Here is a 19314-nt window from a genome sequence, read left to right as displayed (position 1 = left end):
AGTGAAGAAATGAAATTAAATGACTTTCTTCAAAAAAACAGACTGGCATTTCCTTTCGAAAAATGATATTATATTAAAGTCTGATTTATGTTTATAATGTTTGGAGGGAAAATAGATGCGCGTAAACGTTACATTAGCTTGCACTGAAACTGGTGACCGTAATTACATTACAACTAAAAACAAGCGTAATAACCCAGATCGTCTTGAGTTAAAAAAATACAGCCCAAGACTTAAAAAAGTTACACTTCATCGTGAAACAAAGTAAGCAGTAGGAGTACAATCCTGCTGTTTTTTTTATAGGGGGAATTAAAATGAAATCTCATCTGCGCAAAGAGATGAAGCGCGTTCTTAATTTAATTTCTGAAGAGCAGCACGAGTCACATTCAACAAGCATAGCAAATGAACTGTATGAAACTTGTTTATGGAAAGAAGCTAGAGTGATTGCAGTTACGGTTTCAAGAAATAAAGAAGTTAATACAAAGCCCATCATTGAACGTGCTTGGAAAGATGGAAAGAAAGTAGCTGTTCCAAAATGCAACCCCACAACATCTCAAATGATTTTCTACGAGATTACGAATTTTTCACAGCTTGAAGTAGTTTACTACGGGTTAGCCGAACCCATTATTGAAGAAACGGTTCTGGTCTCAAAATCTTCAATTGATTTACTCCTTGTTCCTGGCGTGGTATATAGCAAAAATGGATATCGTATCGGCTACGGAGGCGGCTATTACGATCGTTATTTAACAGACTATACCGGACAGAAGCTAAGCCTTGCATTTGATTGTCAAGTCGTTTCGGAGGTTCCATATGAATCTCATGATGTTCCTGTTCAATATATTTTGACAGAGAAGGAGCTTATTTGCTGTGAATCCGTTTGATGTTGCCATGATCATTGTGATATTACTCATGGCAGGAGCAGGCTACTGGGCAAAAGCACTGACTGTATCGGGAGCCTGCATGTCTTTTATCGTAGGAGCGAGCGTTTATATCGGTTTTTCACTTCAAGGTTTTTTACTCTTACTCTTATTTTTTAGCACTTCTACGTTGTGTAGTAAGTACAAGAAAGAAAAAAAGCGTGGATTAGAAGAAAAGCTAGAAAAGCACGACAGACGAGATTATATTCAAGTCCTTGCTAACGGGGGTGTAGCCGCTGCTTGCAGTTTGTTATATGCTGCAACAGCTTCGCCTGTTTGCATGTGGATGTTTATGATCAGTATTTCAGCTGCTAATGCTGACACATGGGCATCTGAAATAGGCTCTCTTAGTAAGAGGCCGCCGTTTTACATTTGGACGTTAAAGAGAGTAGAAGCCGGTACCTCAGGAGCCGTATCGCTCTTAGGCACAGCAGCGGGAGCAGCGGGAGCTTTTCTTATTGCTGCCGCTTGTTATTTTGCTTTTCCCTATGTATCGCTGAGTGGTATATTGCTAGTCGGTTGCTTTGGTTTCATCGGAAATGCTATAGACACTCTTCTTGGAGCAAGTGTGCAAGTTCGCTTTCGTTGTCAAAGCTGCGGTATTGAAACAGAACGGAAAGAGCATTGTCGTAAACCAACGATAAAAGAGAAAGGAATCATTTTCTTTAACAATGATGTTGTGAACCTTGCCGCTATTTTGCTTGCTGCTTTTACAGGCGGAATCCTTATCCTGTTTTTACCTATATAAGAGCATAAAATGTTCGTCATAGGAGCAAAGTAAACGTAAGGAGGCTTGAAAATGAGACATATTGTATTAGTACTTACGCTTTTAGTCGTTGGAACGCTAGGCTATCAAATGAGATACCGTGTTTTAAATTCCCTGTTTGGAAATTCGTTTATCCGCAGTCTAGCTGTTCGTTCATTTTTTAATTTGCCGTTTGTTCGGGATCGTTTAATGAAGCAGGTCTTCCGCTAAGAGCGAAAGATACATAAAAAACACCTTACAGACCTGTAAGGTGTTTTTTTATAGAAAAAGAAAAAGGGAAAATCGTTGCTTTTTTCCTGGGTTTCTGCCATCTTTACATATAGAGAGTGTGAGGAGGTGACTATTTGTCTAGGCAAGATTTTTATTATTTGCAGCTGGCACAGCATTTGCTTGGCCATTCTTCATATGAGTTGATTTCGATGAAAGCTGATGCTTCAGAGCTATGGTTTCAATCTTCGCATCGCAAAGATAAGTCAATTGTCCGCATAGTCCGCCGGAATTTTAAATCAGCCGTTGAACAGCAAAAAGATGTGTTATATGCATTACAAAGAGCTGAGAATGTGCGAAAGCAGAGCGGTAAATCAACGCTTACTCTTAACACGATTTACTTTGCTGATTTTGATCCGTTTTATACTGAGCAGTCCTTAGAAAGTGCGCCAAGTCCCTCTAAAGTGAATAGTTACGTTGAACAACTAACGGCAGAGAAAGCAAGCGCTTATGAACCTCTATTCGAACGGCTAGATCTTACATTGGAAAGCGCAGACAATTTCTCTTCCGAAGAAGAAGCCGAGCGCATAGAACAGTGGAAACATAAAATTGTGCTTTTTGTACAGAAAAAACAAAGCGAAGAACAGCAAATAGCTGGATACGGGAAGCCTATTTTTACATATATATTTTTAGCGCTGCAAATCTTAATGTTTCTATTTCTGGAGTGGAAGAGCAGTACACAAAATACGCTCACTCTGATTCAATACGGAGCTAAATACAACCCCTTAATTATGGAAGGCGAATGGTGGCGTTTTTTTACCCCTATAATTTTGCATATAGGACTTCTGCATTTGCTTATGAATAGTGTAGCCTTGTATTATTTAGGAACGCTTGTAGAGAGGATATATGGCAGCGGGCGTTTTGTCTTTATTTATATATTTGCCGGGTTTGCAGGATCTCTAGGAAGTTTTATATGGAATACGTCTATTTCCGCAGGAGCCTCAGGGGCTATTTTCGGCTGCTTTGGAGCTTTACTGTTTATAGCAAGAACAAATCCACGCTTCTTTTTTCGAACAATGGGGTCGAGTTTCATTGTCATTATTGTAATTAACTTGATTTTTGGATTTGTTGCGCCGAACGTCGATAATGCAGGGCATATTGGCGGTTTGGTTGGCGGATTTTTAGCTGCAAGCATCGTCAGTTTACCGAAACAAAAAAAGCTGTATATTCAGATTCCGGCTTTCATTTGCACGCTTTTACTAGTAGGAAGTCTGCTTTTTTATGGATATCATGAGCGTTCTGTTTATCAAGATGAACCCTATGCACTCAGCGTAGCGGCTACGTATCTTCAGCAGAAGCAGTATGAAGAAGCAAAAGATGCCATTAAGCTTTTTGTTGAAAAAGGAACAGGAAATAGTAACGTGTATTTCGTCAGTGCTCGCGCAGAATTTTATCTTGAAAATTATAAAGCAGCTAAACAGCAATTGAATCAGGCTATAAAGTATGATTCAACTTTTCATGAGGCGTATTACAATTTAGCTCTGGTGAATATGAAACTGAATGATATTCCAGCGGCCACACAAAATATCGATAAAGCAATTGCGCTTGAACCGCAAAATGAAAAATACGAAAAGCTGAAGCAAGAGCTAGAAAATTAAAACTGTTGAATGACGAATTTAATATTTTATACTTTACTATTGTGAGAACGTTTACTAGAATATTAATATGTAGACCTAGCAGTGGGCGTTAAATACGGCCGCTGTTTATGACTGAATGACTGTTGAGTTATCTCAAAATAAATGAATCATATCACCTAGAAAATAGGATAAAGGTGACAGAATGAATACGTTATATGATGTACAACAATTATTAAAGTCCTTCGGCATTTTTATATACGTGGGCGATCGTATTTCTGATTTAGAGCTGATGGAAGCGGAAGTAAAAGAGTTATATCAGTCTAACTTGATTGATGTACGTGATTACCAAATGGCAATTCTTTTGCTTCGTCGAGAGTTAAAACAACAAAAAGAGAAAAAGGATGAATGAACATGGATGACAAATGGTTAGTTGGAGTTGATTTAGGCGGTACAACAATAAAAATGGCCTTTATTAATCATTATGGAGAAATCATTCACAAATGGGAAATTAATACGGATGTGAGCGAGCAAGGCCGTAAAATTCCAACAGATATTGCAAAAGCAATTGATAAAAAGTTAAACGATCTTGGAGAAGTAAAATCAAGGTTAGTAGGCATTGGTATTGGTGCACCGGGGCCTGTCAACTTTGCAAACGGTTCGATTGAAGTAGCTGTCAATTTAGGTTGGGAAAAATTCCCTATCAAAGATATCTTGGAAGTAGAAACTTCTCTTCCTGTTGTAGTAGACAATGATGCAAACATTGCAGCGATTGGAGAAATGTGGAAGGGTGCTGGAGACGGAGCAAAAGATTTACTTTGCGTTACGCTTGGCACAGGCGTTGGCGGTGGCGTCATTGCAAATGGTGAAATTGTACAAGGCGTAAATGGAGCCGCTGGTGAGATCGGGCACATTACTTCTATTCCTGAAGGCGGAGCACCGTGTAACTGCGGCAAAACCGGCTGTTTAGAAACAATCGCTTCAGCAACTGGAATTGTACGTTTAACAATGGAAGAATTAACGGAAACGGACAAACCAAGTGAGCTTCGCACAGTGTTAGAACAAAATGGACAAGTTACATCTAAAGATGTATTTGATGCAGCTCGTTCAAAAGATGAGTTAGCGATGCATGTTGTAGATAAAGTTGCCTTTCATTTAGGTCTAGCACTAGCAAACTCTGCTAATGCATTAAACCCTGAGAAAATCGTTCTAGGCGGCGGTGTGTCTCGTGCAGGCGAGGTATTACTTGCACCGGTAAGAGATTATTTCAAACGTTTTGCATTTCCTCGCGTAGCGCAAGGTGCTGAATTAGCAATCGCTACTTTAGGAAACGATGCGGGAATTATTGGAGGAGCTTGGTTAGTTAAATCTTATTTTGAATAATAAGCAAGCATCTAACTGAGATAAAAAAGCGCTTTGACTAAATGTCAAAGCGCTTTTTTATCATGCATCTTTTCAATCTTTACATATACATAGTGTAAAGGAGTGAAGATTATGCAAATTGTAGATATCCAAAAGCCCTACGATTACACGCGAACAATACGAGATATCCAAACACTTTTAACATACTACCCCTATGGTTCTCTTGAATGGATAGGGTGCAGCGTGCTCGGAAAGCCGATTCCTCATATTTTAATTGGAAACGGAGAAAGAAAGGTTCATATTAATGCGTCTTTTCATGCCAATGAATGGATTACGACAAATGTTCTTCTACAGTTTGTTGAAGATTATTTAGCTGCTCTTCATTATGATCAGGCGTTGAACGGGCAGGAAGCAAGAGCTCTTTTTAATCAAGTTACGCTTTCTACAGTTCCAATTGTTAATCCAGACGGAGTAGATCTGGTCTTAAAAGGTCCTCCTGTAAGTGAACCTTATGCGTCTTTTCTTTCTAAAATAGGAAGAGACTTTCCTGATTTTCAAAGCTGGAAAGCAAATATCCGAGGGGTAGACTTAAACAATCAGTTTCCGGCTTATTGGGAAATTGAAAAAAAGCGCAAAGAACCTAAAGCTCCGCATTATCGGGACTTTCCAGGCTATGAATCTCTGTCTGAACCTGAAGCGCAGGCAATGGTAAAACTTGTTGAGCGTCATGATTTTGATTGTGTGATAGCTTTACATACCCAAGGAGAAGAATTTTACTGGGGGTATATGAATGAAGAGCCGAAGGAAGCGGAGGAAATAGCCAGTTATTTTGAAAGAGTAAGCGGTTATAAAGCAGTCAAAACGATTGATAGTCACGCTGGATTTAAGGATTGGTTTATTTTAGAAAAGAAAAAGCTAGGGTTCACCTTAGAACTGGGAAAAGGAATTAATCCGCTGCCTTTATCTGAAATATCACGCGTATATAATCCGACCAAAGCTATCTTAGTTGCGGCAATGGAATATCTATCTATTTGAAAAGCCACGCAAAGCATATGCTTTGCGTGGCTTTTTTAATGATGTACCGCCGGATAACCGTGATGTATAATGGTCATCACGGTAAACCATCCGAATACCCCGAATGTTAGTACCGAAAAACCAATGCCTAATATGTTTTTATTTCTAAAAGATGAAATAGCTGCAAATACGCCTAGCAATGTTGTTAGTGCAAAAATAATCATAAGACCCACTCGAAGAAACCTCCTTTAGGCAACTTAAAATTAAAGCGCTATCATTAGCTTATCCCTTTAATTGTAAAACTTTTCTAACCGTTTGTCGAGATGAAAACCAATCTTTCTTTCGCCTTGTTAGCTTAGAAAGGTCCTTACTTTCATTTATAAGATGATGTGTGTATGATAATGCATATAACGGAAATAAATTTTACAAGGAGGATACATTATGAACTATCATCGTATACCGCTAGGACCTATTCAAACGAATTGTTATGTCGTTGCTAACGAAAAAAAAGAGTGTTTAGTTTTTGACCCGGGAGCTCAGGGAAAACAGCTCGTTGAATTTCTAGAAAAACAAACGTATAAACCGTTGGCTATTTTGCTGACACACGCTCATTTTGATCACATTGGAGGAGTAGATGAAGTGATGAATCACTACTCTAGCCCGCTTTATGTACATAAAAATGAAAAAGAATGGCTTCATAATAGTGATTTAAACGGTTCAAAATTTTTTGACCTAGGAGAAATTACGGCTCCAGATGCAACCGATATTATTTCAGTCGAAGGCAATTTAACAATTGGCTCATTCCAATTTGAGGTGTACGAAACGCCTGGCCATTCTCCTGGCAGCGTTTCATATTATTTCAAATCGGGTAACTTTGTAGTATCTGGTGACGCGCTTTTTGCAGGCGGCATCGGACGCACAGATTTACCTGGAGGCAATCAAGCTCAGCTGTTAGAAAGCATCGAATCGAAATTGCTGTCCCTTCCAGAAGATACGCTTGTACTAAGCGGTCACGGACCTGAAACAACTGTGGGACACGAAATGGATCAAAATCCTTTCCTAAATGGTTTTTAAGAATACAAAAAGCGATGGAAGCCCATCGCTTTTCTCTTTACTGTCCTGGTGTCATCATAAAAGTTGACCAGTACGTGAACCCCACAAAAAAGACGGTCAAATATGCTCCGAAAACGTAAATGTACATTCTTTCAGACAGCTTTAAATAACTAAGAATTACAAAAAAGCCTGTTTGAGCTAAAAAGAGTAAAGAAGTCTTATGCATGTGACCGAGGTAAAACATTACAGTGAAAATTGCTGTCCAGAACCCCATTACACGGTACATTCGTTCCACGTCCATTTCCTCCTTTATCAAACTTAGTTAGTGTCATGATGAATGTCATCGCTGTGTAAGCACTAGAAAGCACTTATAAAACTATATCGATACTTTTCCATTATAATACATCCTTTCTTTCCTGAAAACGCTATCTTTTCCTTGAAATACGACAGAAGAAAAAAAGTTATACAAAACATGTGCAAAATACTATACAAAAGTTATACAAAACGTGTACAATGTATATAAACAATCTATAACTAAAAAACGGGAGGGTTTCATATGGAAGAAATTAAATTTTATACGTATCCGAGCTGTACATCTTGTCGTAAAACGAAAAAGTGGCTAGTGAAGGAAGATGTAAATTTTAAAGAGCGTCATTTATTTAGAGAAACACCTACTCATAAAGAAATGCTTGAACTTCTTTCTATGACAACAGAAGGGATGGATGAACTTCTTGCTAAAAGAAGTCAAGAATATAAAAAGTTAAATGTTGATGTGGATAGCATGACTCTATCTGAAGTAGTCAATCTATTAATTGAACATCCTCGTTTACTTCGCCGACCAATTTTAACAGATGGCAAAAAGCTTGTAGTAGGCTATAACGAATCTGCTCTTAAAAATTTAGTCAAGAAAAAAACAAGTCTTGCTTCTCTAGTTGTGTAAGCGTACATGATGAAGAAGCTCAATTCAGTAAATAACGAATAAAACGACAGCGTAGAGTTTTACATCACGTTGTCTTTTTTTATGTAGTCGTTTAGAGGTGTACAGAAGTTGTACATCGTGTACAAGGACTGAAGCGAAGCAAAGAAGCGTATACTAAAAAAATTATAAAAAATGAAAAAAGAAGGAGGAAAATCTCGAAAAAGGTCGAAATTACTGTTTCTAGATGTTTTACCAATCATCTTTATCACAAATAAAGGAGTGATGATCGTTTGACCGAAATTGAACAGTTTGCAACTTACATTATACGAGATGCATGTGAGTGCCGAAGTTCTGATGTGCATATTGTGCCCCGAAAGAAAGATGCTGTGATTCAGCTACGAATTGACCAAGAGCTTATTTTAAAGAGGGTTATTTCGAAGGAAATGTCTGAACGGCTCATTTCACATTTTAAATTTTTAGGGGGAATGGATATTGGCGAGCGCAGAAAACCTCAAAATGGTGCACTGACCACTTCCATTGATCACTATCAAGTAAATTTGCGTTTATCAACTCTTCCTACTTCTCATGATGAAAGTCTTGTTATTCGGCTTTTGCCTCATCAACAATCTACATCTCTCAAACATTTATCGCTTTTTCCTGAACATACTAAAAAGCTTATTTCTCTCTTGAAATTCTCTCATGGATTAATTATTTTTACCGGTCCTACAGGATCGGGTAAAACCACTACTCTATATACTCTTTTACACGAAGTAAAGCATCTTTTTAATCGAAATGTTATTACACTAGAAGATCCTATTGAAAAACCGAGTGAAACCGTGCTTCAAGTACAGGTAAATGAACGGGCGGGGATTACGTACACGACTGGTTTAAAAGCTATATTGCGCCATGACCCAGATATTATCATGGTGGGAGAAATAAGAGATAGTGAGACTGCCAAAATTGCTGTGAGAGCAGCGCTTACCGGACACTTGGTTTTGACAACGATGCATACTAAAGATACAAAAGGATCTTTGTACAGGCTGCTTGAGTTTGGTGTTAGCTTTCAAGAAATGGAACAGACTCTTGTAGCAGTAGCTGCACAGCGCCTTGTAGAAATTCGCTGTCCGCTGTGTTCCGGAAAATGCCACCCAGCTTGTAAAAAGATGAGGAAGCATCGTCAGTCCAGCATATACGAATTGCTTTATGGCAAGGAGCTTAGCGCGGTCATGAGAGAAGTGAAAGGAGAAAATGCGGATTATGATTATAAGACGCTCCGAGATGTTATTCTAAAAGGAATTGCGCTAGGTTATTTATATCCGCATTCGCTAGACGGATGGGGGTAAAGACAAATAGACAAAAAAGGTGGTCTCTTGCTCAGCAAGCGAAAATTCTTAAGCAGGTCTCTAAGCTTTTGGAAAAAGGCTACACTCTTTCTCAAGCTCTTTCGTTTTTGACGTTTCAAGTATCTAACAAAGAAAAAACGGATATTGAAAAATGTCTTGAGCAGTTAAAACGAGGAGAATCTTTGCACGATGCTTTTGTTAAACTTCAGTTTCACCGTGATATTTTAAGCTATTTATATTTTGCAGAACAGCATGGAAACCTTCAATTTGCTTTAAAAGAAAGTAGCTCAATGATTGAAGAAAAAGTAAGGCATCGTAAAAAATTTCAAAAGCTTGTTCAATATCCCGTATTGCTACTGCTGTTTATTCTTTCCATTTTATTTGTTTTAAGTACGGTTTTACTTCCACAGTTTGAAGCTCTGTACTTATCCTTTGGAAACAAGCAGTCTTCGTTTATCCTTCTATTTATGCAGGCGATGTCGTTCTTTCCTTTTGTGTTACCTGCAGTCATCAGTATGCCAATCATCCTGTATTTGTTTTATGTGATTTACATTAAAAAATTGCCTCCAGTAGTTCAGATGCAGCTCTTTATGAGAGTTCCCGTTATCCGAACGTTCACACGGCTATTTAACTCGTACTTTTTTTCTGTTCATATGAGCAATTTACTAAATGGTGGTTTATCTATTTATGAATGCTTTGCTCTTTTTCAAAAGCAAGAGCATCATCCATTTTTTCAAGTGGAAGCTTTTGCTTTTACAGATCAACTTTCCTCAGGAATGCGATTAGATCATATCATTTCAGGTAAATCTCATTATGAAAAAGACTTGGCTCATGTTATTGTTCATGGCCAGCAGAACGGTGAGCTTTCTCAAGAACTGTATGATTACAGTCTATTTATGATGGAAAGAATGGAACAGTTTATTTTTCGTATTTTAAAATATGTACAGCCGCTTACATTCTTATTCATCGGAATTGTCATTCTGCTTATGTATATGTCCGTTATGCTTCCGATGTTAGAAGTGATGTCGAGCTTGTAGAAAGGTGAAAGAATATGATTCTAAAAGGTGATAAAGGATTTACCCTTATTGAAATGCTCATTGTTATGCTCGTTATTACCGTGCTTTTGCTCATTATGATTCCAAATGTATTAAAGCATAATACGGTTATTAACAACAAAGGCTGCTCAGCTCTTGTCAAAACCGTAGAGGCTGAGGTACAAGTATACGAACTTGAAAATGGCGAAAAACCAAGTCTAGAAGAGCTTGAAGCAGGAGGCTACTTAAAAGAAGGCACCGTGTGTCCAAATGGCCAAGCTATTCAAATTGACGGTACCGGAAAGGTTACAGCTAGTGGTTCTTCTTAAGCAAAAAGGATTTACCCTCATTGAGATGCTGATGGTTTTATTTATTGTGCAAGTGATGATGTTTTCCATTATCGTAGCCATTCGACCGCTTGTGGAATATTACAAAATCACACTATTCTTGCGACAGCTGCAAAGCGACACGTTTTATGTGCAGCAGACAGCCATGAACCGAGAATCTCCAATTAAAATTAACTTCGCACCGAAGGGAACAGAATATATTATTTCTGATTCTCGTGCCGTTCTTTATAAGCGCGCCTATGACTCCACCATTCATATCACATTTGGAAGCGGCAATTCCACGATACAATACAACAAAAACGGCAATATTTCTCAGGCAAAGACCATTTTTATCAGCAATCAAAAATTTAAATATAAAGTTACTTTTCAAATAGGCAGAGGGCGTTTTTATGTGGACAAGATGTAAGGGTCAGCAGGGCTACACCTTGTTAGAAATGCTTGTTTCATTTAGCATGCTTTTACTCCTAACCGGTACAATTATTCCTTTGTATGTTCAGATGAAGGAAGCAGAAAAGAAGCAATATGTTTCGTATCAAGCTGATGCTATCTTGCACGAAGAGCTATTGAAATATAAATATGAAGCAGGATATAAACGGCGAGAAAAAATCGTAAAAGAAAACGTTGCGTTTTATCTGAAGTGGTACGGAGAAAGTGCTCAAAAGCTTTGTGTAGAATGGACAGATTCCGCTGATAAAATGAAAAAGAAGTGTGATGTGATGTTGAAGTGAAAAGGGAAAAAGGCTTTACGCTTGTAGAGATGTTAGTCAGTTTTACTCTTTTTTTAATTATTGTTTCATTTTTCCCCATTATCATTCCGCTAGCTAAGCAAACATATAATCCGGACTTTAGTATGAATGAAATGGAGTGGGAAATTTTTGTGAATCAACTTGCTATGGAATATCGAGAAGCAAAAGAAGTGGGAATTCATGCGACTACGCTTACGTTGAAAATGGAAAATAATCAGATCATCACTTATGAACGCTACGACGACAAGATAAGAAGACGAGTGGATGAAAGCGGTCATGAAGTTGTGCTGCAGCACATTAAGAATATTATGTATGAACAGCAAAAAGAAAGGCTGTTGATTCGTTCAACAGACGGTGTTAACAAAGTTAGAGAAGAAACCATTACGACGTTTTTGATGCTTGCTCATGAAACATAATGAGCAAGGATTTATTCTCCCGGTCGTTTTGGCATTTTGTGCGCTTTTTCTTCTGTTAGTAGCTCAGCAAACCACTTATTTTGTGACGAAAAGTTCATTTTATCAAGAAGTAGAGCAGAAAAATCGTCTGCAGCATCTTTTAGAAAATGCGGTTGTACATGTAAAAAAAGAAATAAAAGAACATAATAAATCTCCATCTGCATCTTTAGTATTAGAAACTGGTACGGTTTCATACGAAGTAGTAAGTGAAGATGAGCAGATGATCATCTTAAAAATAAAATGTCAAACATTGCAAGGAAGAGCATTGACGGAAACGGCATATATTCAAAAAAAGGATCAGCACATTGTGAAGTGGACGGATTAAGTCTCTTTCTCTCCGGATATAATAGTGCTGAGGAGATGATTATATGAAAACGAATGATTATGTAAAATATATGACTCAGCAATTTGTACAATATATGGATCAGCCAAAAGAAGAGAGGAAAACGAAAAAGATTCAAAAAAAAGAAGAACGAGCACCTTTTGCAAACAGATGGTTTGGGATGATTCCGCTGTCGTTTATGCTGTGGTACCGAAAGAAAAAAGAAAGATGAGCATATCATATGCTCATCTTTTTTTAACCAGCTTGTGTTTTATTAAATTGACGAGACATCGTTTCGGGCGATATGTAAAATAAGCCACCGTTTATAAACTTAAATAAGATAGTCGGTTCGTACAGCTCTTGAAGCGCTGTTTTCTCTGTCACATATATTTCTGGGAGCTCTTCCGCTGTTTCATAAAAATGATCAAGAAGCGCTAAGTCTTCATACCATCTTTCCTGTGCTTTTTCTGCCCATTCAGTCGGTTGAGTTTTAACGTAGTCAGTCACATATGATGTGAGTCGCGCAATCGCACTTTTCGGTTTAATAAAAGGTGAAAGAGTAAAGCAATAGTCCGAGATTTTAGATGACAAATTTTGATTAATGATTAATTCATGAAATGATTCAATGATTTGTCCATTGATTAAATTAATGCCAAGCGACAAGAGCTCGTCTTTTTTACGATCACATTTGTACGAGACTTTAATATTTAACGCAAGCCAAGGATGTAAAGGCTGATTTGTTGGCTGAGCTGATGAAACTTGTTCATACAAGTGAATAAATCCGCCTAGCTTTTGAGTAGAAGCGAAAATTTGATGCAGCCTAGGTGAGCCAAAATGAATTCGTTCTCCTTGAACAGAATCATCTTCAAACGCTGGGTCTGTAATGAAAGTGAGTGAAGCAGGATTTGCTTCTCCGCCTGTCTTTTCAACATAATGCCAATAAAATGGACGATTCATCAACTCTTTGTCAAGTTCGATCGTTAATTGAACCGTTAGATAAGATGGTGTTTCTGTGACAATAGAACAATTATTAGCTAGAAAGTAACGCTTTAAAAATTGATGAATATCAGTTTGCTGCATGCTGATCCTCCTCGCTGTCTTCGTATTGAATAATAGACGTCAAGTTCTCCATTTTGATTTTTATTTCTCCTTCACTCCGTGAATGAAATAAAATATCCTGAATATGCTCTTCGATATTTTTTAAATCAAGCTTTGTTAAAATATCATCTAACTCTCCAACAACTCGTTCAAAAAGGTTTATTTTTTCGTATAACAATTTTAAAATATGTTCTTCGACCGTATGTTGAATGGCTAAATTGTAAATGTGAACATCATGTTTTTGACCTAAACGATGGACCCTTCCAATTCGCTGTTCTAGACGCATTGGATTCCACGGTAGATCATAGTTAATGATATGATGACAAAACTGAAGGTTGATTCCTTCTCCGCCCGCTTCAGTGGCAATAAATACTTGCGCGTGGCTTTCAAAAAGCTGCTTCATCCAGTCTTTTTTACCTCGCTTAAATCCGCCTCTAAACGGTACAGAGGTAATTCCATGCTGTTTTAAATACCACTGTAAATACAGTTGAGTTGCTCTGTACTCAGTGAAAATAATGACTTTGTCATCAATTTTTTGAACGAGCTCTAGAACTTTTTCTGCTTTTGCATTTTGCGGTACTTGCTGAAGTAGTTCCATTAACGGAGTAATCATATGTTCCGTTAATGCGCTGTTTTGATCTTCCTGACGTTCCAGCATGTTTTTTAATGTCATATATACCGCTTCACGGCTGCTGCAGGCCTCTCGCTGCAGAGTTAAAATTGAAAAAGCGCTTGAAGCGTGCAGTCCGTTTCCTTTAAAAGACGTAATCGCATCGTATAGCTCGCGTTCTTTTGGCGAGAATTCAACAGGAATGGTTTGAACAATTCGCTTCGTCCATTCGATACCCGTATCGTGGCGGCGGTTTCGAATCATAACTTTGTTAACAAGCTCTTTTAAGTGTTCATCGTTTTGCAAAGAACGTTTTTTAGCGGAAAATAATTCTTCGAAATAGTCTTTATTGCCGAGATGGCCAGGCTTTAAAAGAGAGACTAAGTTAAAAATTTCTTCAATTCGATTTTGAATCGGTGTTGCGGTTAGCAACAGACAAAATTTCTTTTTTAGACTTTGCACAAATTCATAGTTTTTTGTTTTGTTGTTTTTAAGTTTATGGGCTTCATCAATGATGATGAGGTCGTAGTCTTGTTCTAGCACAATTTCTCGATGAGGAGAACGTTTTGCTGTATCAATTGAAGACACAACGATGTCACACTGATCCCACACATATGATTTCCTTTGAGGGACTGCGGGAATATAAAATTTTTGATTCAATTCCATGGCCCACTGTGAAACAAGCGAAGCTGGAACTAAAATGAGAACTTTTTTAACAAGTCCGCGAATCATATATTCCTTCAAAATTAACCCTGCTTCAATCGTTTTCCCCAGTCCTACTTCATCTGCTAAAATGGCTTTCCCATTCATTGTTTCAACTACTTGTTTGGCTACTTCGAGCTGATGAGGAAGCGGCGTTAAATCGGCTAGATGTTTTGGGCTTTGTAGTCCTTCAAATTCTGAGATAAGCGTTTGGTCTTCTATTTCATAGGCAAGTTTATACAAATCCCATGCTGACCAAGGGCCGTCTTGCTCCAATTTAGTTGAGAAGGCTGCTTCCCATGTTTCATCGATGTTTAATTTCACTTTCATGATAAAAATGCTCCTTTGTAAAAAATTTTTATTGAACAAATGATAAGAATCAGGTAGGATAAAAATATATTTAGAAAATTTTAAAAAGAAAATAGATTAGCACTTTACAAATGATTGTGTGAATAAAGATAGATACATCTTTCAGTAGTATGCCCAACTTTACCAACTTTATAGAAGCGAATGACGACACGGGGAGAGACTACTTGAATGTAGCGCCGAAGGAGCAAGCAATAAAATTGTGAATCTCTCAGGCAAAAAGACTCTTGTTTGACGCAGCTCTGGAGAGTGTCTATGCGTTTATAGACCACCCACGAGGCAAACCTATTCGTTTATAGGTAAACTTTCAGGTGAAAAGGACAGAGACTTCCTACTAAATACAGTAGGGGGTTTTCTGTCCTTTTTTGTTTGGATACATAGTGATCCCCACACTATTTGAAAACTCCCCGTTATGAAAAGTTTCACGTGAAAAAGAGGAGGACATAAATATGACAACAGAATTACACAAAACGCCGCTTTATGATACCTATCAAAAATATGGTGCCAAAACAATTGATTTTGGAGGATGGGCTCTTCCCGTTCAATTTTCTTCTATTAAAGAAGAGCATGAAGCTGTACGTACAAAGGCAGGTCTTTTTGATGTCTCTCATATGGGAGAAATTCTTGTAACAGGAGCTGATAGCTTAGCTTTTCTTCAGCACACGATGACAAATGACGTTTCTACCCTTGTAGATGGAAAAGCACAGTATACAGCTATGTGTTATGAAGACGGAGGCACGGTAGATGATTTGCTGATTTATAAAAAAGCAGATCAAGAGTATTTGCTAGTCGTAAACGCTGCTAATATTCAAAAAGACTATGAGTGGCTAGTGTCTCACAAACAAGGAGATGTAACGCTCGTTAATCAATCTGATGAAACTGCGCAGCTAGCTTTACAAGGTCCTTTAGCAGAAAAAGTTTTACAAACTTTAACGAACGAAGATTTATCTTCCTTAAAGCCATTTACATTTGCTGATGATGTAGAAGTAGCGAATGTAAAAGCTCTCGTTTCACGTACTGGATATACCGGAGAAGATGGCTTTGAAATTTATTGTTCTTCAGCTGACGCCTCTCACCTGTGGACGGCTATTTTAGAAGCAGGCAGTGACGAAGGTGTGTTGCCCTGCGGGTTAGGAGCTCGCGATACGCTTCGTTTTGAAGCTACTTTGGCTTTATATGGCCAAGAGCTTTCAAAAGATATTACGCCCATTGAAGCTCGAATTGGATTTGCAGTGAAAACGAACAAAGACAGCTTTATTGGAAAAGAAGTGTTAAAAGAACAGCGTGAAAGCGGAGCGTCCCGTAAGTTAGTGGGAATTGAGATGATTGATAAAGGTATACCACGACACGGTTACGAAGTATTTGCAGGTGAAGAACAAATTGGATTTGTGACAACAGGAACACAGTCACCTACACTAAAGAAAAATATCGGTTTAGCGCTATTATCAGCAGAATATTCAGAGCTTGGTCAAGAAGTGGAAGTGCAGGTTCGAAAAAAACGCTTAAAAGCAAAAGTGGTTTCAACACCTTTTTATAAACGTTCAAAGTAAGCTTTGGGGAGGAATTTAACATGTTACATCGCTATTTACCAATGACAGAACAAGATCAGCAGCAAATGTTAGCAGCAATTGGTGTTTCATCTGTTGATGATTTATTTTCAGATATTCCGCAGCGCGTTCGGTTTCAAGGAGAATATAATATTAAAAAAGCGGCTTCAGAGCCTCAGCTGTTAAAAGAATTAAATAATATGGCTGCTAAAAATGCTCATTTAAAAGACTGTGCTTCTTTTTTAGGAGCAGGAGTTTATGATCATTACATGCCGGTTATTGTTGATCATGTTATTTCTCGTTCGGAATTTTATACGGCCTATACTCCGTATCAACCAGAAATTTCTCAAGGAGAACTTCAGGCCATCTTTGAATTCCAAACAATGATTTGTGAGTTAACGGGGATGGACGTGGCCAATTCTTCTATGTATGACGGAGGAACTGCTTTAGCAGAAGCCGCTATGCTCAGTGCGGGTCAAACAAAAAAGAAAAAAGTACTTGTCTCTGCGGCTGTTCACCCTGAGTCAAAAGATGTGTTAAAAACGTATGCGAAGGGTCAATACATTGAAGTGGTAGAAATCCCTGCAGCAGACGGAGTAACAGATATGATTGCATTGGAAAAAGAGATGGGGAGTGACGTGGCAGCTGTTATTGTCCAATACCCAAATTTCTACGGACAAATCGAGCCGTTAAAAGAAATTGAAGAAATGACTCATCAAGAAAAATGTATGTTTGTCGTTTCAAGCAATCCTTTATCATTAGGTTTACTTACGCCTCCTGGAGAATTCGGAGCTGATATTGTCATTGGAGATGCACAGCCATTTGGTATTCCAAGTCAATTTGGAGGCCCGCACTGCGGATACTTTGCAACTACGTCTAAGCTTATGCGGAAAATTCCAGGGCGATTAGTAGGGCAAACGGTGGATGAAAACGGTAAGCGAGGGTTTGTTTTAACGCTTCAAGCTCGTGAACAGCATATACGCCGCGATAAAGCGACGTCTAACATTTGTTCAAATCAAGCGTTAAATGCTTTAGCGGCATCAGTTGCAATGACAGCTTTAGGCAAGCAAGGTGTAAAAGAAATGGCGCTGCAAAACTTATCAAAAACGCATTATGCATATGAAGCGTTAAAGGCAAAAGGGGTAAATGTAGCATATGAAGGACCGTTTTTTAATGAATTAGTCGTGAAGCTTCCTGTTTCGGTAACAGAAGCAAACAGTCAGTTATTAGCTTCAAAAATAATTGGCGGTTATGATCTTAGCCGTGATAACCAAGAGCTTGAAAATCACATGCTGCTTGCTTTTACAGAGCTCCGTACAAAAGAGGAAATTGACCAACTTGTAAATGAATTGGGGGATCTTCATGCTTAATCAAAATCAATCACTTATTTTTGAAAGCAGTAAAGAAGGACGAATCGGCTATTCATTGCCTGAGTTAGATGTGCCAAAAGTTAATGCTGAAGAACTGCTTGGAAAAGCGTATGTGCGTACCGAAGCGCCTGAGCTTCCTGAAGTATCAGAACTCGATATTATGCGTCATTACACCGCGCTTTCAAAACGAAATCACGGAGTGGATTCAGGATTTTATCCGCTTGGTTCATGTACGATGAAATATAATCCAAAAGTGAACGAACAAGCAGCACGCATTGCTGGTTTTGCGCACATCCATCCGCTTCAAGATGAGCAAACGGTTCAAGGTGCTCTCGAACTTTTATATGATTTACAAGAGCATTTAACAGAAATCACAGGAATGGATGAAGTAACGCTTCAGCCAGCAGCAGGTGCTCACGGTGAGTGGACCGGGCTTATGATGATTCGTGCCTATCACGAAGCAAATGGTGAGACGCAGCGAACAAAAGTCATTGTTCCAGACTCAGCTCACGGAACGAACCCGGCTTCGGCAACAGTTGCGGGATTTGAAACGGTAACGGTAAAATCAAACGAACATGGTTTAGTGGACTTAGAGGATTTACGCCGCGTAGTAGGAGAAGATACAGCCGCTTTAATGTTAACAAATCCAAATACGCTGGGGTTATTTGAAGAAGATATTTTAGAAATGGCTGAAATTGTTCACGCAGCAGGTGGAAAGCTTTATTATGACGGTGCAAATTTAAACGCAGTATTAAGTAAAGCCCGTCCTGGAGATATGGGGTTTGACGTGGTTCATTTAAACCTTCATAAAACGTTTACAGGCCCTCATGGAGGAGGCGGTCCTGGTTCTGGTCCGGTAGGGGTAAAAGCAGATTTAATTCCTTATTTGCCTAAACCAGTGCTTGTGAAAACAGAACAAGGCTATCACTTTGACTATAACCGTCCTCAGTCAATTGGACGCGTAAAGCCGTTTTACGGAAACTTCGGCATCAACGTTCGCGCTTATACGTATATTCGTTCAATGGGGCCAGACGGCTTAAAAGCCGTAACAGAAAATGCTGTGTTAAATGCCAACTATATGATGCGTCGTTTAGCAGAGCACTATGAGCTGCCGTTTGACCGTCACTGTAAGCACGAATTTGTTTTATCAGGAAAACGTCAGAAAAAGCTTGGCGTACGCACATTGGATATCGCGAAACGACTGCTTGATTTTGGCTATCATCCGCCGACGATCTACTTCCCGCTTATCGTAGAAGAGTGCATGATGATCGAACCAACGGAAACAGAGTCGAAAGAAACGCTAGATGCGTTTATCGATGCGATGATTCAAATTGCAAAAGAAGCAGAAGAAACGCCTGAAGTCGTACAGGAAGCTCCTCATACAACGGTTGTGAAGCGCCTTGACGAAACGCTGGCAGCTAGAAAGCCAGTGCTTCGCTATCAGAAAGAACAGGCTGTTCAAAACGTCTAACAAAAAACCTCGCCCAAAGGCGAGGTTTTTCTAT

At 38.7% G+C, this 19314-nt stretch carries 25 protein-coding genes and 1 riboswitch; of the genes, 21 read left to right on the top strand and 4 right to left on the bottom strand.

The window, feature by feature from the left end:
• The first annotated feature begins 115 nt into the window (after positions 1 to 115).
• From rpmG to U9R83_RS22450, 8 genes are all read left to right on the top strand, one after another.
• Positions 116 to 265: a 50S ribosomal protein L33 gene (rpmG, locus tag U9R83_RS22485; protein WP_013059189.1), complete on the top strand. Its 150-nt coding sequence runs from the start codon at positions 116 to 118 to the stop codon at positions 263 to 265.
• Between the two features lie 46 nt (positions 266 to 311).
• The gene (locus tag U9R83_RS22480) at positions 312 to 878 is read left to right on the top strand and encodes a 5-formyltetrahydrofolate cyclo-ligase (protein ID WP_014458219.1); all 567 of its coding nucleotides are present in this window, start codon (positions 312 to 314) and stop codon (positions 876 to 878) included.
• Complete coding sequence (locus U9R83_RS22475; RefSeq protein ID WP_182420455.1) at positions 865 to 1662, top strand: DUF92 domain-containing protein; 798 nt, start codon at positions 865 to 867, stop codon at positions 1660 to 1662. The genes U9R83_RS22480 and U9R83_RS22475 overlap by 14 nt, the downstream gene beginning before the upstream one ends.
• A gap of 51 nt (positions 1663 to 1713) precedes the next feature.
• A complete protein-coding gene (locus tag U9R83_RS22470; protein ID WP_013059186.1) occupies positions 1714 to 1890 on the top strand; it encodes a hypothetical protein in 177 nt (58 codons plus the stop codon).
• Between the two features lie 134 nt (positions 1891 to 2024).
• Positions 2025 to 3545: a rhomboid family intramembrane serine protease gene (locus U9R83_RS22465; protein WP_328575421.1), complete on the top strand. Its 1521-nt coding sequence runs from the start codon at positions 2025 to 2027 to the stop codon at positions 3543 to 3545.
• A 181-nt stretch (positions 3546 to 3726) separates the two neighbouring features.
• The gene (locus tag U9R83_RS22460; protein WP_328575420.1) at positions 3727 to 3933 is read left to right on the top strand and encodes a YqgQ family protein; all 207 of its coding nucleotides are present in this window, start codon (positions 3727 to 3729) and stop codon (positions 3931 to 3933) included.
• 2 nt (positions 3934 to 3935) lie between these two features.
• Positions 3936 to 4904, top strand: coding sequence for an ROK family glucokinase (locus U9R83_RS22455; RefSeq protein WP_013059183.1), 969 nt, complete (start codon positions 3936 to 3938; stop codon positions 4902 to 4904).
• 111 nt (positions 4905 to 5015) lie between these two features.
• The gene (locus tag U9R83_RS22450) at positions 5016 to 5918 is read left to right on the top strand and encodes a M14 family metallopeptidase (RefSeq protein ID WP_208732871.1); all 903 of its coding nucleotides are present in this window, start codon (positions 5016 to 5018) and stop codon (positions 5916 to 5918) included.
• Between the two features lie 35 nt (positions 5919 to 5953).
• Here U9R83_RS22450 and U9R83_RS22445 read toward each other — a convergent pair whose 3' ends face one another.
• Complete coding sequence (locus tag U9R83_RS22445) at positions 5954 to 6130, bottom strand: DUF2759 domain-containing protein (protein WP_013059181.1); 177 nt, start codon at positions 6128 to 6130, stop codon at positions 5954 to 5956.
• Positions 6131 to 6338: 208 nt separating this feature from the next.
• Here U9R83_RS22445 and U9R83_RS22440 point away from each other — a divergent pair, with 208 nt between their 5' ends.
• Positions 6339 to 6971 carry an MBL fold metallo-hydrolase gene (locus U9R83_RS22440; RefSeq protein ID WP_208732872.1) on the top strand — a complete coding sequence of 211 codons (633 nt, stop codon included), beginning with the start codon at positions 6339 to 6341 and terminating at the stop codon, positions 6969 to 6971.
• Positions 6972 to 7008: 37 nt separating this feature from the next.
• Here U9R83_RS22440 and U9R83_RS22435 read toward each other — a convergent pair whose 3' ends face one another.
• The gene (locus U9R83_RS22435; protein WP_013059179.1) at positions 7009 to 7245 is read right to left on the bottom strand and encodes a DUF2626 domain-containing protein; all 237 of its coding nucleotides are present in this window, start codon (positions 7243 to 7245) and stop codon (positions 7009 to 7011) included.
• Positions 7246 to 7506: 261 nt separating this feature from the next.
• On the opposite strand from U9R83_RS22435, the gene U9R83_RS22430 reads away from it, so the two are divergent.
• From U9R83_RS22430 to U9R83_RS22390, 9 genes are all read left to right on the top strand, one after another.
• Positions 7507 to 7890 carry a Spx/MgsR family RNA polymerase-binding regulatory protein gene (locus U9R83_RS22430; RefSeq protein ID WP_013059178.1) on the top strand — a complete coding sequence of 128 codons (384 nt, stop codon included), beginning with the start codon at positions 7507 to 7509 and terminating at the stop codon, positions 7888 to 7890.
• Positions 7891 to 8159: 269 nt separating this feature from the next.
• Entirely contained in the window at positions 8160 to 9212 is a 1053-nt protein-coding gene (gene comGA / locus U9R83_RS22425) for a competence type IV pilus ATPase ComGA (RefSeq protein ID WP_013059177.1), read from the top strand.
• A complete protein-coding gene (comGB, locus tag U9R83_RS22420; RefSeq protein WP_014458228.1) occupies positions 9203 to 10249 on the top strand; it encodes a competence type IV pilus assembly protein ComGB in 1047 nt (348 codons plus the stop codon). The genes comGA and comGB overlap by 10 nt, the downstream gene beginning before the upstream one ends.
• Before the next feature lie 14 nt (positions 10250 to 10263).
• Positions 10264 to 10575 carry a competence type IV pilus major pilin ComGC gene (gene comGC / locus U9R83_RS22415; protein ID WP_013059175.1) on the top strand — a complete coding sequence of 104 codons (312 nt, stop codon included), beginning with the start codon at positions 10264 to 10266 and terminating at the stop codon, positions 10573 to 10575.
• The gene (comGD, locus tag U9R83_RS22410) at positions 10517 to 10999 is read left to right on the top strand and encodes a competence type IV pilus minor pilin ComGD (RefSeq protein WP_223260330.1); all 483 of its coding nucleotides are present in this window, start codon (positions 10517 to 10519) and stop codon (positions 10997 to 10999) included. Before comGC ends, comGD begins: the two co-directional genes overlap by 59 nt.
• The gene (locus U9R83_RS22405; RefSeq protein ID WP_116742547.1) at positions 10983 to 11321 is read left to right on the top strand and encodes a type II secretion system protein; all 339 of its coding nucleotides are present in this window, start codon (positions 10983 to 10985) and stop codon (positions 11319 to 11321) included. Before comGD ends, U9R83_RS22405 begins: the two co-directional genes overlap by 17 nt.
• On the top strand, positions 11318 to 11755 hold the full coding sequence (comGF, locus tag U9R83_RS22400) for a competence type IV pilus minor pilin ComGF (protein WP_116742548.1): 438 nt from the start codon (positions 11318 to 11320) through the stop codon (positions 11753 to 11755). The genes U9R83_RS22405 and comGF overlap by 4 nt, the downstream gene beginning before the upstream one ends.
• Positions 11745 to 12119, top strand: a complete 375-nt coding sequence (gene comGG / locus U9R83_RS22395; protein ID WP_013059171.1) for a competence type IV pilus minor pilin ComGG — start codon at positions 11745 to 11747, stop codon at positions 12117 to 12119. Before comGF ends, comGG begins: the two co-directional genes overlap by 11 nt.
• Positions 12120 to 12162: 43 nt before the next feature.
• Positions 12163 to 12348 (top strand): YqzE family protein, encoded by a 186-nt coding sequence (locus tag U9R83_RS22390; protein WP_013059170.1) that lies wholly within the window; start codon positions 12163 to 12165, stop codon positions 12346 to 12348.
• Between the two features lie 23 nt (positions 12349 to 12371).
• Here the strand turns inward: U9R83_RS22390 and U9R83_RS22385 are convergent, their stop codons facing one another.
• Together U9R83_RS22385 and U9R83_RS22380 are read right to left on the bottom strand one after the other, a co-directional pair.
• Positions 12372 to 13196, bottom strand: a complete 825-nt coding sequence (locus U9R83_RS22385) for a YqhG family protein (RefSeq protein WP_014458232.1) — start codon at positions 13194 to 13196, stop codon at positions 12372 to 12374.
• Complete coding sequence (locus tag U9R83_RS22380) at positions 13183 to 14856, bottom strand: DEAD/DEAH box helicase (protein ID WP_115654916.1); 1674 nt, start codon at positions 14854 to 14856, stop codon at positions 13183 to 13185. The genes U9R83_RS22385 and U9R83_RS22380 overlap by 14 nt, the downstream gene beginning before the upstream one ends.
• 180 nt (positions 14857 to 15036) lie before the next feature.
• Positions 15037 to 15129, top strand: a riboswitch (glycine riboswitch).
• Positions 15130 to 15341: 212 nt separating this feature from the next.
• Between U9R83_RS22380 and gcvT the strand changes: the two genes are divergently transcribed.
• From gcvT to gcvPB, 3 genes are read left to right on the top strand one after another with little or no spacing between them, the layout of a single operon-like run.
• Positions 15342 to 16442, top strand: coding sequence for a glycine cleavage system aminomethyltransferase GcvT (gene gcvT, locus U9R83_RS22375; RefSeq protein WP_116742549.1), 1101 nt, complete (start codon positions 15342 to 15344; stop codon positions 16440 to 16442).
• A gap of 20 nt (positions 16443 to 16462) precedes the next feature.
• Entirely contained in the window at positions 16463 to 17809 is a 1347-nt protein-coding gene (gene gcvPA, locus U9R83_RS22370) for an aminomethyl-transferring glycine dehydrogenase subunit GcvPA (protein WP_116742550.1), read from the top strand.
• Entirely contained in the window at positions 17802 to 19280 is a 1479-nt protein-coding gene (gene gcvPB, locus U9R83_RS22365; RefSeq protein WP_050689212.1) for an aminomethyl-transferring glycine dehydrogenase subunit GcvPB, read from the top strand. The genes gcvPA and gcvPB overlap by 8 nt, the downstream gene beginning before the upstream one ends.
• The last annotated feature ends 34 nt before the right edge of the window (positions 19281 to 19314 follow it).

The sequence above is a fragment of the Priestia sp. LL-8 genome (assembly GCF_036227845.1).
Taxonomy (GTDB): Bacteria; Bacillota; Bacilli; order Bacillales; family Bacillaceae_H; genus Priestia; species Priestia zanthoxyli.
Note: the sequence above shows the minus strand (reverse complement) of the source record. Positions and strands in the feature narration are given on the sequence as shown.